The 13,580-nt window shown below is 70.3% G+C and carries 11 protein-coding genes; 3 read left to right on the forward strand and 8 right to left on the reverse strand.

Annotation, left to right across the window (positions count from 1 at the left end; translation table 11 throughout):
• The 3 genes from VGV13_17395 to VGV13_17405 all read right to left on the reverse strand — a co-directional run.
• Nucleotides 1-312: 2Fe-2S iron-sulfur cluster-binding protein (locus tag VGV13_17395; GenBank protein ID HEV8642866.1), on the reverse strand; the 312-nt coding region annotated here is incomplete at its 3' end.
• 105 nt (nucleotides 313-417) lie between these two features.
• Nucleotides 418-2,955 carry an FtsX-like permease family protein gene (locus VGV13_17400; GenBank protein ID HEV8642867.1) on the reverse strand — a complete coding sequence of 846 codons (2,538 nt, stop codon included), beginning with the start codon at nucleotides 2,953-2,955 and terminating at the stop codon, nucleotides 418-420.
• Complete coding sequence (locus VGV13_17405) at nucleotides 2,952-3,620, reverse strand: ABC transporter ATP-binding protein (GenBank protein HEV8642868.1); 669 nt, start codon at nucleotides 3,618-3,620, stop codon at nucleotides 2,952-2,954. The genes VGV13_17400 and VGV13_17405 overlap by 4 nt, the downstream gene beginning before the upstream one ends.
• 26 nt (nucleotides 3,621-3,646) lie before the next feature.
• Between VGV13_17405 and VGV13_17410 the strand changes: the two genes are divergently transcribed.
• The gene (locus VGV13_17410) at nucleotides 3,647-4,273 is read left to right on the forward strand and encodes an arylesterase (GenBank protein HEV8642869.1); all 627 of its coding nucleotides are present in this window, start codon (nucleotides 3,647-3,649) and stop codon (nucleotides 4,271-4,273) included.
• Here VGV13_17410 and VGV13_17415 read toward each other — a convergent pair.
• From VGV13_17415 to VGV13_17425, 3 genes are all read right to left on the reverse strand, one after another.
• On the reverse strand, nucleotides 4,240-4,968 hold the full coding sequence (locus VGV13_17415; GenBank protein ID HEV8642870.1) for an isochorismatase family protein: 729 nt from the start codon (nucleotides 4,966-4,968) through the stop codon (nucleotides 4,240-4,242). The genes VGV13_17410 and VGV13_17415 overlap by 34 nt on opposite strands.
• Nucleotides 4,969-4,982: 14 nt before the next feature.
• On the reverse strand, nucleotides 4,983-7,292 hold the full coding sequence (locus VGV13_17420) for a xanthine dehydrogenase family protein molybdopterin-binding subunit (GenBank protein HEV8642871.1): 2,310 nt from the start codon (nucleotides 7,290-7,292) through the stop codon (nucleotides 4,983-4,985).
• A 113-nt stretch (nucleotides 7,293-7,405) separates the two neighbouring features.
• Entirely contained in the window at nucleotides 7,406-8,383 is a 978-nt protein-coding gene (locus tag VGV13_17425; GenBank protein HEV8642872.1) for a tripartite tricarboxylate transporter substrate binding protein, read from the reverse strand.
• 169 nt (nucleotides 8,384-8,552) lie between these two features.
• Between VGV13_17425 and VGV13_17430 the strand changes: the two genes are divergently transcribed.
• Complete coding sequence (locus VGV13_17430) at nucleotides 8,553-9,533, forward strand: TAXI family TRAP transporter solute-binding subunit (GenBank protein ID HEV8642873.1); 981 nt, start codon at nucleotides 8,553-8,555, stop codon at nucleotides 9,531-9,533.
• A 14-nt stretch (nucleotides 9,534-9,547) separates the two neighbouring features.
• A complete protein-coding gene (locus tag VGV13_17435; GenBank protein ID HEV8642874.1) occupies nucleotides 9,548-11,452 on the forward strand; it encodes a TRAP transporter fused permease subunit in 1,905 nt (634 codons plus the stop codon).
• A 1-nt stretch (nucleotide 11,453) separates the two neighbouring features.
• Here VGV13_17435 and VGV13_17440 read toward each other — a convergent pair whose 3' ends face one another.
• Both VGV13_17440 and VGV13_17445 read right to left on the reverse strand, forming a co-directional pair.
• On the reverse strand, nucleotides 11,454-12,473 hold the full coding sequence (locus VGV13_17440) for an extracellular solute-binding protein (protein ID HEV8642875.1): 1,020 nt from the start codon (nucleotides 12,471-12,473) through the stop codon (nucleotides 11,454-11,456).
• A gap of 11 nt (nucleotides 12,474-12,484) precedes the next feature.
• A complete protein-coding gene (locus tag VGV13_17445; protein HEV8642876.1) occupies nucleotides 12,485-13,402 on the reverse strand; it encodes an alpha/beta fold hydrolase in 918 nt (305 codons plus the stop codon).
• Nucleotides 13,403-13,580 lie beyond the last annotated feature (178 nt).

The raw sequence follows: 13,580 nt of genomic DNA on the forward strand, positions 1-13,580 counted from the left end.
CGTGCAGTAGCCGCACTGAAGGCCGTACTGCGAGACGAACGCCTCTTGAACAGGATGGAGAGAACCGTTCTGCGCCAATCCCTCGATCGTCAGGACCTCACGGCCATCCGCCTGCACCGCGAAGATCAGGCACGATTTCACCAGAGATCCATCCAGGATGACGGAGCAGGCACCGCATTCGCCGACGACGCAGCCGACGTGAGTCCCGGTCAGTCCGAGGTTCTCGCGGAGGAACTGGAGGAGCAGCAGCCGGGGAGCCACGGCTTCTTCATAGGCCCGCCCGTTGACCCGTACCCGGATGGTCTGTCTCACCGTGCCCCTTGTCGGCCGGACCAGATCGGACAATGGCCGACATCCTACACGGGGCACCCTGCGAGCGATACGCCCACCCACCGCCCGGCTGGACGCCTTGACCCTTCACTCCTGGCGGAGCACCGCCAGCGGCGCCCGGCCGAGGAGACGGAAGGTCGCCAGCAAGCCCACGGTGAGCGCCACTGCCGTGGCGGCGACGACACCCCACGCCAGCGTGCCGGGCGCGAGCGTCCACGGCACATCGAGCACGAATCGAACGACCACCCACGCGAGCGCGGCGGCGAGCAGCGTGCCGCCCAGGCCCGCGGCGGCGCCGAGGCACGCGTATTCGACGGCGAACGCGCGCGCGACAGCGCCGCGCGTGGCGCCGAGAGATTTCAAGATCGCCGTCTCGTACAGCCGCTGGTAGCGGGTGGCGGCCAGCGTCGACACCATCACCGCCACCCCCGCCGCGATGCTGAAGAGCGCGATCAGGCGCACCGCGAAGCCGATCTGCGCGAGCACGGTCGCCACGCGCTCGAGCACCGCCCGCACCGGGATGACGGTGACGTTCGGGAACGCAGCCACCACGTGGTCTTGAACCTCGGCCTCGGCGGACGCCGGCACGCGCGCCGTCGCCACGTACGTCACCGGCGCGCCATCGAGCGCGCCGGGCGAGAGGATCGCGAAGAAGTTCGTCGTGAAGCTCTGCCAGTCCACCCTCCGGAGGCTCATCACCTCCGCCTCGACGGTCACACCTTGCACGTCGAAGGCGAGCGTGCCGCCCACGGAGACGCCCAGGTGTTTCGCCGCTTCCTCCTCCAGCGACACCCGCGGCCGCCGGTCGGCGTCGGCGGCTGTCCACCAGCGTCCCCGCGTGATCGCGCTTCCGGGCGGCGACTCGGCGGCGAAGGTCAGCACGTACTCGCGCGTGAAGTACCAGGCCGTGTCGGGCGCCGCGGCCTTCCTGGCCTCGATCAGCTCCCGGGTGACGGCCGCGCCGTTGATGGCCGCCAGCCGCCCGCGGACGACCGGCGTCAGGGTCGACGCCACGCCGTTGCTAGCGGCGGCGACCACACGACCGAACGGCTCCCGCTGATCGGGCTGCACGTCGACGAAGAAGAACGATGGCGCCTCTCGCTTCTGCTCGAACGCGATCTGGCGGCCGAGGTTCGCTTCGAGGAGCGCAAGGGCGACGAGGAGCATGACGCCGGTGCCGAGCGCGACCACCACCCGCACGGCATGCCCGCCCGGTCGGCGCAGGCCGGCCAGCCCCTGCCGGCAGGCCGGGGAGCCGACCGGCGGCAGGGAGCGCACGAGGAGGACGAGGCCCCGCGAGAGCCCCGTCAGCACCGTGAGGGCGGCGAAGGCCGCCCCGACAAAGATCGCACCGAGCTTGAGCGACCCCGCCTGCCAGAACGCGAGCGCGGCGAGCCCGGTGACGACTGGCAGCGTCGCCCTCCACGGCCGCGGCGCGCGCCAGGCCGCCGCTTCCACGTCCCGCCGGAGGATGAGCGAAGGCGGCACGGCCCTGACGGCCAGCAGCGGCCAGAGGGTGCACAGGAACGCCGTCAACGTTCCCATCAGGAGGCCGCGCCCGACTGTCCACCCATCCCAGGCGGGCTCGACGGTGAAGGGCGCGAACGGCTGGAGCGCCCGGGCGAGGGCCGGCTGCATCAGGAGGCCGAGCGCTGCGCCGGCGAGGCTACCGAGCACGCCGAGCGCCAGCACCTGGAGGACGTAGGCGGCCAGCACCGCCCGCGACTCGGCGCCCAGGCACTTGAGGACGGCGACTGTCGCGAGCTCCCGCCGGACGAACATCGCGACGGACGACGCGACGCCGATGCCGCCGACCAGGAGGCTGGCCAGCCCGACCAGCCCCAGGTAGGTGGCGAGCTGGGAAAAGAAGCGGCGGAGACCGGGTTGGGCGTCGTCGAACGCTGTCACGCGCACCGATGGGTCGTCGATCGCGCGCTTCAGCGCTTCCGGCGCCGCGCGCGGCGGTCCGCTCTCCGGAAGGCGCACGAGCGTCCGGTAGCGGACGCGGCTGCCGTACCCGACGAGACCGGTGGACTCGAGTGCTCCGGCGTCGATCATCACGCGCGGACCGAGCGTCACGAAGCTCGACCCGCGGTCGGGCTCCCGCTCGATCACGCCCGCGATCGTGAAGCGCGCCGTCCCCAGCAGAAGCGGATCGCCGACGGCCAGGCCGAGCCTCTCCAGGAGTGACCTTTCGACGAGCGCCGTCGGCCCGCCGCCGAGGAGCTCCCCCAGTGGCCGGCCGGGCACGACCGCGACGCGCCCGTACAGCGGGTAGGCGGCGTCCACGGCCTTGAGCTCGACCAGCAGAGTCGTGCCGCGGGTGGGGTTCCTCGCCATCGCCGCGAGCTCGCGCACGGCCGCGGTCCGGGCGCCCGCCGCGCGCAGGCGGTCGAGCGCTTCTCGCGCCTGGACGTCGAGCGGACGGGCCGAGCGGAGCTCGAGGTCGCCGCCGGTGAGCGCCTTGGCCTCGCGCGCCAGGCCGCGGTCGAGGCTGGCGGCGAAGGTACCGACCGACACGAGGGCGGCCACCCCCAGCGCAATGCAGGCCAAGAACAAGACGAAATGACGCCAGGCACCCCGCGTCTGGCGCCAGGCCATCCGCACCGGGAACGCCGGAGTCACGGCTGTCCGTTCACGACCCGGCCGTCGCGAAGCTTGACGATCCGCCCGGCATGGCGTGCCAGCGCCTCGTCGTGGGTCACGAAGACGAGCGTGGAGCCGCGCTGGCGGTTCAGCGCCAGGAGCCGCTCGATGATCTGGGCCCCGGTCGCGGAGTCCAGGTTTCCGGTCGGCTCGTCCGCCAGGAGAAGCTTCGGGCGGAGCGCGACGGCGCGGGCCAGCGCGGCGCGCTGCTGCTCGCCGCCCGAGAGCTGGACCGGGTAGTGGTGCGCTCGGCTGGCCAGCCCGACTTCGTCGAGGAGCTCGAGGGCTCGGGCGGGCGCGTCCGCGACGCCCGCGATCTCCAGCGGCACCGCCACATTCTCCGCCGCGGTGAGCGTCGGGATCAAATGGAACGACTGGAACACGTAGCCCAGCGTCTGCCGCCGGAAGCGGGCCAGGTCGTCCTCGCCGAGCCGCGTCAGCTCGACTCCCGCGACCATGATCGAGCCCGCGGTCGGACGATCGAGTCCGGCCAGGAGGCCCAGGAGGGTCGACTTCCCGCTGCCCGACGGGCCGGTGATCGCGCAGACCTCGCCCGCCTGCACGTCGAGCGCGATCCCGTCGAGAATCGTGAGCCGCTGTCCCCCGCTCGGGAGTTGCATCACGAGGTCGCGGACCTGAATCATCAAGTGACTCATAATACACTGCGCGTGTGACTGGCCTGCTCACCGCCGCGCTCCTGGTGGCCGCGCTGGGCGTCACGCCGCGCGCCCTGGCCGAGGGCGCCCCGGTGATCGCCGTGCTCGGCGACAGTCTCACCGCTGGACTGGGCGTGACGGCTGCCGAGGCGTTTCCCGCGCGTCTGGAGGCGCGGCTCCGCCGTGAGGGCTACGACTACCGCGTGGTCAATGCCGGCGTCAGCGGCGACACCAGCGCGGGCGGGCTCCGGCGCGTGGACTGGGTGCTGCGGGCCGAGCCGGAGATCGTCATCGTGGCGCTCGGCGCCAACGACGGCTTGCGTGGGCAGAGCCCGGCCGCGATGCGCGACAACCTCGAGGCCATCGTCGCGCGCCTCACCGCCTCCGGCGCGCGCGTTCTGCTGGCAGGGATGCGGATGCCGCCCAACTACGGGCCCCAATACACGCGGGAGTTCGCGGCGACCTTCCCGGCGGTCGCACGGCGCACCCGCGTGGCTCTGATGCCCTTCCTCCTCGAGGACGTCGCCGCCGACGCCCGCCTCCTCCAGCCCGACGGACTCCACCCGAATGCGGCGGGACACCAGATCATCGCCGACCGGCTCTGGCCCTACCTCCGGCCGCTCTTGCGGAAGTCGCGCTGAGCCCCGCCGCTCGGTGGAAGTACGTAGTCGAGGACCTCGTCGAGGAACATCACATCGCCGTACTTGGCGTTCATGTCGAAGAGGTTCACCTTGTGGCTGAGCAGGTGACGATCGAAGACGCACTCCTCGACCACGGCGACGGCGTACCCGCGCATGTACCCTTCGAGCACCGTCGCCCGGACGCAGCCGCTCGTCGAGTTGCCACAGACGATCAGGGTGTCCACCCCCCTCTGGACGAGGTGGGCTTCGAGCGGGGTGCCGTAGAAGGCGCTGGCGCGGGTCTTGCGGATCACCAGCTCGCCCGGTTCGGGCGCGAGCTGCGGGAAAAACGCATGGCCCCAGGCGGGATCGGCCCCGTAGCGCGTGCGCTTCGTCGATCGCAACGAGCTGACCGCCGTCCCACTGGAGTCATCGCGGGTCGTGTGGACGACGGGAATGCCGACCTCGCGGGCCGCCGCCATCAGCCGCCGGGTCGGCTCGATCGCCGCCCAGGCCGCCTCGCCGCAGCTGCTGGGAAAGCGGTCAATCGCCTCGAGGACCGGCTGGGGCCGGTCGCCGAAGACGGCGTTGTAGTTGTCCACGCACAGCAGGACGGGGCGCTCCCGTAGTCCCATCCGCACGCCGTAGTTCGCGTAGATCCGGCGAATGTCGTCGTCGATCAGGTCTTCCCATGCGTGCCGGCGTGTCTCCGCCATCGAGGCCTGACCCCCTACCTCCCGCGTGCCTGCACCATCGCGAAGATGTCGGCGCGAGTCACCGGCACTCGGGTGACCCGGGCGCCGAAGGGCGCCAGCGCGTCCTCCACCGCCTGGGCGATCACCGGGTGCACCGGCATGATTCCGCCCTCACCGGCGCCCTTGGCGCCGAGGGGATTGAGCGGCGTCGGCGACTCCAGATGGTGGATCTCGAACGTGAGCGGCGCGTCGGCCGCCGTGGCCAGGGTGTAGTCCATCAGCGTGGAGGTCAGGCGCTGGCCGTCGCCGTCGTAGGCGAGCTGATCGTTGAGCGCGTCGGGCAGCCCCTGGACCACGCCGCCGTGGATCTGGCCATCGACGAGGCCAGGATTGAGCACGCGGCCGCAGTCGTGGGCGACGACCCAGCGGAGGATCCGGAGCGCGCCGGTCGTGGAGTCGACCTCGATCACCGCGGTGTGCGTGCCGTTGGCGTAGGTGGACTGCGAGACCTGGAACACCTGCATGTCCTCGAGGCCCGGGGCCTCGCCGGGTACACGTCCGTCGTGCGCGGCCGCCGCCACCTCGGCCCAGCCGATCGCCCGGCTCGGGAAGCCCCTCACCGAGAAGCGCCCGGCGGCGCCCACGACGTCTTCGGGCCCGGCCTCGAGGAGATGCGCCGCGATCCGCCGCGCCTTGTCGCGCACCACGCGCGAGGCGAGCAGCGCGGCGCTGCCCGCGAGGGCCGTGGTGCGGCTGCCGAAGGTGCCGCCCCCGGTCGGGATCAGGCTCGTGTCACCGGTGAGGACGTCGATCGTCTCAGGATCGACGCCGAGCCGCTCGCCGACCACCTGCGAGAGCATCGTCACGTGGCCCTGGCCCTGCGGCGAGGCGCCGGTGACGACGGTGACGCGGCCGTCCGGCCCCACGCGCACCGCCACGCTCTCGAGCGGCGCCGTCGCCGTCGCCTCGATGTAGTTGACGACCCCGACGCCGAGCCAGCGGCCCTCCTGCCGGAGCCGCTGCTGCTCGCGCCGCACGGCGGGGAGATCGAGCGCCGCCAGGGCCGCGTCCATGCAGCGGGGGAAGTCGCCGCTGTCGTAGACGACGGGGCCGCGCCCCGCCGTCGTGAGCCCGGTGTCATATGGATGGGCGTCGGGCGGGACCAGGTTGCGCCGCCGAACCTCGACGGGGTCCATCCCGAGCTCGCGGGCCAGGGCATCGACGGCGCGCTCGGCGACGAAGGCGCCCTGCGGCCGGCCGGCGCCCCGGTACGCCCCGACCGGCGTCGTGTGGGTGAGCACGCCCCGGAGCGTGAGGTCCACGTGCGGCACGCGGTAGGTCCCGAGCGAGTGGATCATGGTGTTCTGCGGCAGGTTGAGCCCCGAGACCGTGTAGGCTCCGAGCTCGTGCAGGAACCGGTCGCGGAGCGCGAGCAGCCGGCCCTCGCGCGTCGCGGCGATCTCGAGCTCGTGCACCTGCTCGCGCTCCACCCAGGAGCCCACCAGATGCTCGCGGCGGTCCTCCACCCACTTCACCGTCCGGCCGAGGAGCCGCGCCAGCGCCGGCACCAGGATGTCCTCGGGGTAGAACTGCCCCTTGGTGCCGAAGCCGCCGCCGACGTCCGCCGGCGCGATCACGCGGAGCTGCTCCTCGGGCAGGCCGAGCTGGCGGGCGATGAAGCGGCGATGCCGGTGGACCATCTGAATGGCCGCCCACACGGTGAGCCGGCCGTCCTCCCACCGCGCGACGAGCCCCCGCGTCTCCAGCGGCTGGGCGCCGCCGCGGGCGAGCCGGAGCTTTGTTCGCACCACCACCGGGGCGTCGCGGAAGGCCGCGTCGGGGTCGCCGACCTGCTGGCGCCACTCGGCGGCGACGTTCGTGCCGAGGGCCTCGTGCACCAGCGGGGCGCCGGGGGCCGCCGCGGCCTCGACGTCGGCGACGGCGGGCAGCGGCTCGTACTCGACGGCGACCAGCTCGAGCGCATCGGCGGCCAGGTAACGATCGGTCGCGGCCACCGCCGCCACCGGCTCGCCGACGAAGCGCACGCGCTCGGTCGCCAGCGGCGCGATCCCGCACGGCCGCGGCAGACCCGGATGCTCGTTGAAGACCGGAATGGGGGCGTTGGCGCCGCCGAGATCCGGTCCCGTCACCACCACCACCACCCCGCTCGCTTTCGCCGCCGCCCCGGTGTCGATCGCCAGGATGCGGGCGTGGGCGTGGGGCGATCTGACGATGGCCACGTGGACGCAGTCGGGAAACCTCACATCGTCGATGAACTGTCCGGCGCCGGTCAGCAGGCGCGGGTCTTCCCGGCGGCGGACCACCTGGCCGGCGTGCTCGGCCATGGCTAGTGCCGTTCCAACTTGTTGATACTAAATCTGTCCACGAACGACGTACACGGTGCCTTCCTAGGCGCGAATAGTTGGAACGGCACTAGGCGCGAATAGTTGGAACGGCACTAGTTCGAGCCTTCGACCTTGCCGATCTTCTTGATGACGGCCGCCAGCTTCTCGGCGTCCTTGCGCCACCAGGCGTTGAACTCCTCGGCGTCCTGGTAGGCGATCGGCGTCTGAAGCTTCTGGCTCGCGGTGACGACCTCCGGCTCCTTGACCGCCTTGCGCACGGCGTCGCCCACGATTCTCAGGATGTGCGGCGGCGTCGCCCTGGGCGCCACCAGCCCGGCCCAGGCGGCGTACTCGACGGCGTAGCCCAGCTCCTTCAGCGAAGGCACCTCGGGGAACGCGGGGAGGCGCCCGAGACCGGTGTGACCGAGCAGCCGCACCTTGCCCGCCGGCAGGTGCGGGGCGACCAGCGTGGGAACGCTGGCGACGATCTCGGCGTGGCCACCCAGCAGCGCGTTCATCATCGGCCCTCCCCCGGTGGTGGGAAGATGCCGCATGGTGATGCCCGCCGATTGCAAGAACATGGCGAAGGGCACGTGCGAGGCGCCGTAGAGGCCCGACGAGGTGTGCACGATCTGGCCGGGGCGCCGCTTGGCGTCCTCGACGACATCTTGAAGACTCTTCCAGGGAGCGTCCCCGCGGACGGTGATCACCGAGGGCTCGGCGTTGATGCGGGCGATGCCCACGAACTGGTCGATCGTGTAGTTATGCGGCCGACCGAACAGCTTGTCGACCTCCGGCAAGGTGGAGACGCTCACCAGGGCCATGAGCAGGGTGTAGCCGTCGGGCTTGCTCGTCGCCACGTACTGGTTGCCGACGGCGCCGGCCGCCCCCGGCTTGTTGGTGACGACGACAGGCTGCTTGAGGATGCGCTCGAGCGCCGCCGCCAGCGGGCGCGCCGTGAGGTCGGCCAGCCCCCCCGGCGGAAACGCGACCACGATCGTGATCGGGCGGGTGGGATAGGGCTCCTGCGCCCCCACGCTCGCGGCCAGGACCAGGAGCACCACTATCGCCGCACCCAGCACTCGCGCCATCGCCGTCCTCCTCCGCTACGGATACCCGGCCTCGGCCGGGAGGGCGCTATTGTAGCCTGACAGTCTGATTCGCGGTGCTTGCCCCGGGCCCGGCGCTTGTCTACTATCCTGGGCGGTCGAGTCGATGGCCTCCTCCCACCGTCGAGAAGCCGAGGAAAGGAGCCTCCTCATGAAAGCAGCCATCATCTTTCTGGCCGGCGTCTGGATCTCTCTGGCGACGTTCCCCGCCCAGGCTCAGCAGGTCGAGCGGGTTACCATGCTGGGCGGTCCTCCCGCCGGAGTGTTCGGTATCTTCGCCACGGGCATCGGCACGCATCTGTCGAGAGCCGTTCCCAACCTCAACGTCTCCGTGGCGGCCACGGCCGGCTCCGTCGAAAACCCGCGCCGGATCAACGCCGGCGACGGCGAGATCGGGATCTCCTTTTCCTCGGACGTCCACGAAGCCTTCCACGGCCTGGAGAAGTTCCAGGGCAAGCCCCTGACCAACCTCCGGGCCGTCGGGCTGGTCTTCATGGGCGTGGGGCACCTGATCACGTACGCCGACAGCAACATCAAGACCGTCGAGGACCTGGCGGGCAAGCGGGTCGCCGTCGGTAACCCCGGCTCGGGCACGTTCGCCACTGCCGAGCGGATCTTCCGGTCGCTCAACATGTGGGACAAGATCACACGCGTCCCGCTCCTCGGCGCCGCCGCCGGAGAGGCCATGAGCGAAGGCAAGGCCGACGCCTACTTCTGGGGCGGCCCCGCGCCCGACCGGGTGACGACGGAGGCCGCGACGAAGAAGCCGGTACGGGCACTCGACACCTATACGGCGCTGGCGAAGACCGACTTCTTCAAACAGTACCCCTACTTCGCGAAGTACACGTTCGTACCGGGCTCCTACCGCGGCATCACCGAGGAGGCCCACACGGTGGGCGTCCCCGCCCTCTGGATCGCGAACAAGGACTTCTCGCCGGCCCTCGTGCAGAAGATGACGGCGGCGGTCTACGGCCCCGAGGGGAACGCGTACATGATGAAGGTGCACGCGGGCTCCAAGGACATGGTCCCGCGAACGGCGCTGCAGGGGATCACCATTCCCCTCCACAAGGGGGCGGAGGAGCACTGGAAGTCGGCGGGGGTGACCATCCCCGAAGGCATCCGCGCGCGGTGACTGAGACCGCGTGAATGGCCGACGAGATCCCGCAGGCCCGTCCCCTGACGGGGGCCTGGAACACGGCCGCCCAGCTCATGCTGGGCGGCGTGTCGCTCTACTACTTGTGGGCGACCTCGTTCGGCGTGGTGCCGCTCCAGTATTTCCGCGGCATCGCGGTGCTCTACAGCCTGGTGCTGCCGTTGCTGCTCTACCGGGCGTGGCGGAAGAGCCGCCACGACCGCCCGACCGTCGCCGATCTCCTGCTCGTCGTGGCCACGGTGGTCAGCATCGGCTACTGGATCGTCGAGCACGAGAACGTCGCCTACCGCGCGGGCGCCTACACCGCCCTCGACGTCTGGATGGGCGTCGTGCTGACGCTGGTGTCCATCGAGGCCGCCCGGCGCGTCCTCGGTTGGGGCATGGCCCTGTGCGCCGTGGTGCCCATCGCCTACGCCCTGTTCGGCTCGTACCTCCCGTTCATCATCGGCCACCGCGGCTTCACGCCCCGGCGGATCGTCGAGTTCGTCTATCTGAGCTCCGACGGGATCTTCGGGGTGATGGCCGACGTCGTCGCCGGCTTCATCATTCCCTTCGTCGTGTTCGGCGCCTTCATGGAGGTGGCCGGCGTCGCGCGGTTCTTCGTGGACCTGTCCCTGGCGGCCCTCGGGCGGATCGCGGGCGGGCCGGCCCAGGCCGCCGTCATCTCCAGCCTCTTCATGGGCACCGTCAGCGGCAGCCCGATCGCCGAGACCGTGACCACGGGGACGGTCACGATCCCGCTCATGAAGCGGACCGGCTTCCCGCCGCACATCGCCGCCGCCGTGGAGGGCGCGGCCTCCACCGGGGCCATGATCATGCCCCCGGTCATGGGCGCCGGGGCGTTCATCATGGCGGAGATGACCGGAATCTCGTATCTCGAGATCATCAAGGTCGCGGCGATCCCGGGAATCCTCTTCTATCTCTCCGTGGCCATCATGGTCTACTTCGAGTCGAGGAAGCTCGGCTTGCGCGGCCTCCGGTCGGACGAGCTGCCGCGGTTCGGCCAGGTCATGAAACGCGGCTGGTACTTCTTCATCCCCATCGTCGTCCTGATGGGCGCGCTGATCATGGGATGGGCACCCGGAAGTTCGGCGGTGTTTGGGATTGCGACAGCGATCGTGCTGAGCTGGCTGGCGCCCGGCACGCGGCTGGGTCCGGCCCGGATCTGGCACGCGCTGGTGGAAGGCGGGAAGGCCAGCCTCTTCGTGGCCGCCCTGACCGGAGCCGTCGGCGTCCTCATCGGCGTCCTGGCCCTCACGGGGATCGGGATCAGGTTCTCGTACATCATGGTGGAGCTGGCGGGCCAGAATGTCCCTCTCACCCTGCTGCTGATCGCCGTCGCCACCCTCGTGCTGGGTCTGGCCCTGCCCATCACCGCCACCTACCTCATGGTGGCCGTCGTGGTCGTCCCCGGCCTGATCGATCTGGGGCTGCCGGTGCTGACCGCCCACCTGATCGTTCTCTGGCTGAGCCTGGACGCGAACATCACCCCACCGGTCGCGCTGGGCCCGTTCGCCGCCGCGGCCATTGCCGGGGCCGACCCGATGAAGACGGGGTGGAGCTGCTTCCGGTTCGCAAAGATCATCTACCTCATGCCGGTGCTGTTCGCCTACACCCATATTCTGCTGACGGGAACGCCGGCCCAGAATTTCTGGGCCGTCTTCTCGGCGACCGTGGGGATCGTGCTGTTCTCGATCTTGAGCACCGCCTTTTTCGTGGTGAGGATGACGCTCGTGGAGTTCGTGCTCTTCGCGCTGGCCACCGTGCTGGCGTTCATCCCCTCGGGACCGACGATGTCGGTGGCCATCGCGATCTTCGCGGCGATCTACTTCTGGCAGCGGAGGCGGGCCGCCGCCCTGGCCCCCTCGGGCGCAGCACCCCGTTCACAATTCGGGTGAGCTACTGGAAGATCTCGTTGAACCGCGTCTTGAGGTTCTTGGCCTCCTTCTCGATGTAGTCGTAGTCCACGCTCAGGAGTTTGATCTGCGAGAGGGGGAGGTTGCCGGGCGGGGCCTCGACGTCGGAGCGGGCGGCGTAGATTCCCTCGCCGGGGAAGAGCTTCTGCACGGTGTCGCCGATCATGAACTCGGCCAGCGCCTTGGCGGCATTGGGGTGGGACGAGCCCTTGATGACGGCGGTGGGCGCGGCGACGGCGAACGCGCCGTCGGTCGGGAAGATGGTCTGCACCTTGTGCCCCGCCTTCCGATCGTTCCACGCGTACTGGTCCGCCCCTTCCGCCGCGATCAGCCGCTCACCGCGGGTGAGGGTTTCCGAGACCTGCTGGTGGCCCTGGACGATCATGATCTCGTTGGCCCGGAGCTTCTGATAGAACTCCCAGCCGTACTTCCGCGACAGCGTCCCCACCACCATGAGCTGGATCGCCGTATAAGATGGGTCGGGCATCACCATCTGCCCCTTGTATTTCGGAGCGGTCAGATCGGTCCAGTTCCGGGGCAGCTCGAGGCCCTTGTCGGCGCGCGCGATGATGCCGGCCAGGTTCAGCCGCTGGGCGATGTGGTAGCCCTTGGGGTCCTTCACCTCGGCGGGGATCTTGTCGAAATTCCGGGGCCGGAAGGCCACGAGCATGTCGCGCTTGATCAGGGCGCTGACGCCGGCGGGGTCCGAGACGGTCAGGACGTCGGCGATCACCCGCCGGGCATCGATCTCCTGCATGAACCGTCGGAGGACCGCCGAGCCGCCGGAGCGGAAGAGCTCCACCTTGATGCCCGTCTCTGCCTGGAAGAGGTTGGCGATCTTCTGGGCGGTCTCGACGGGCGTCGACGTGTACCACGTGACCGCGCCTTCCTTCCGGGCGGCGGCCTTGTCGACCGTATCGGGGGTGAAGGCCGCCGTCTGGGCGAGCGCGGGCGCGGCCGACAGGAGCAGGACGAGGCAGGCGACGGTGGGGGCCCAGTTCACGCGGTCCTCCCTCACGCGCCCCGGTAGATCGGGGCGGGCTGGCTGAAGAAGCTCCCGAGGATGTGGTAGGGGATCCGGAAGTTCTTCTGGTGGAAGCTGGCATGCGCGATGCCGGGCATGACGGCGAACTGCTTGTCGGGGTTGGGCAGCCGCGCAAAGAACTCGACGAGGTCCTCGAGGCTCGTGATGCCGTCGTACTGGCCGCGCATGATGAGGGTGGGGGCGGTGATCCGCGCGGGGTCGACGACGGGGAGATGCGCGCACATGTCCACGTAGGTGCCGGTGGGCACCGAGTCGTCCAGGGCCAGGATCGCGTCGGCGAACGCCTCGATCACCTCGTCGTCGGCCGTCCCGGGATGGTCGCGGGTGAAGATGCTCCGCACGAACGCCCGGTCGATGGGCCGCCGGTTCCGGCTCTGGAATTCGGGCAGCCGCTTCCGGCGCTCGGCCAGCGTGGGACTCCCCCGCCCCGTCCAGACGAACGCATCGAGGGCCAGGCGCCGGACGCGCTCGGGGTGGCGCTGGGCGAAGAGAGCGGCTCGGAGCGCGCCTGAGGAGACGCCATATATAAGGAAGGACTCGACCCCGCGGGTCCGGGCGATGTACTCCGTGGCGGCCTCGAGGTCGTCGGCGCCGGTGGCGATGTCCGAGTTGATATCGCGGTGCTTGTCCGAGCGGCCATAGCCTTCCATGTCCACGCACCACGTGTCGTACCCGAGGCGCGCGAAGTGGTCCATGGCCGAGGAGTCCGACCGGCCGGGGACCTGGAGGTCGAAGGTGGGCTGAGAGCCCATGGACGATCCGTGGACGAAGAGAATGGTGCCGAGGGGGCCGGGCGATGTGCCCGCCGCCTTCTCCCAGAGGAACAGACGAATGGGTCCCTTCTTGGTCCAGTGCTCGCGACCGGTGATGCTGGGCTCGGCTGTCATGGGCGGGGTCCCCCTCACGCAGGAGTGGTTGAATATACCCCGATCCGAAATTCTTTTGGCGAGGAATGTGCGGAAACGCGGCGTCGGTAGCGGCCGTGGCCAGCGTGGGTACGTGCGCACCCACGTCCTCCTATAGAGACGCTGGCTGCGGTCGAACCATCTCCTGAACACCGCCCAT

This window comes from Candidatus Methylomirabilota bacterium (assembly GCA_036001065.1).
In the GTDB taxonomy this organism is placed as follows: Bacteria; Methylomirabilota; Methylomirabilia; order Rokubacteriales; family CSP1-6; genus MNEF01.

What these genes read in the sequence shown, in the direction of transcription:
- VGV13_17405 (HEV8642868.1), bottom strand. Translation starts at nt 3,620, where the DNA reads ATGATTCAGGTCCGCGACCTCGTGATGCAACTCCCGAGCGGGGGACAG.
- VGV13_17415 (HEV8642870.1), bottom strand. Translation starts at nt 4,968, where the DNA reads ATGGCGGAGACACGCCGGCACGCATGGGAAGACCTGATCGACGACGAC.
- VGV13_17420 (HEV8642871.1), bottom strand. Translation starts at nt 7,292, where the DNA reads ATGGCCGAGCACGCCGGCCAGGTGGTCCGCCGCCGGGAAGACCCGCGC.
- VGV13_17425 (HEV8642872.1), bottom strand. Translation starts at nt 8,383, where the DNA reads ATGGCGCGAGTGCTGGGTGCGGCGATAGTGGTGCTCCTGGTCCTGGCC.
- VGV13_17430 (HEV8642873.1), top strand. Translation starts at nt 8,553, where the DNA reads ATGAAAGCAGCCATCATCTTTCTGGCCGGCGTCTGGATCTCTCTGGCG.
- VGV13_17435 (HEV8642874.1), top strand. Translation starts at nt 9,548, where the DNA reads ATGGCCGACGAGATCCCGCAGGCCCGTCCCCTGACGGGGGCCTGGAAC.
- VGV13_17445 (HEV8642876.1), bottom strand. Translation starts at nt 13,402, where the DNA reads ATGACAGCCGAGCCCAGCATCACCGGTCGCGAGCACTGGACCAAGAAG.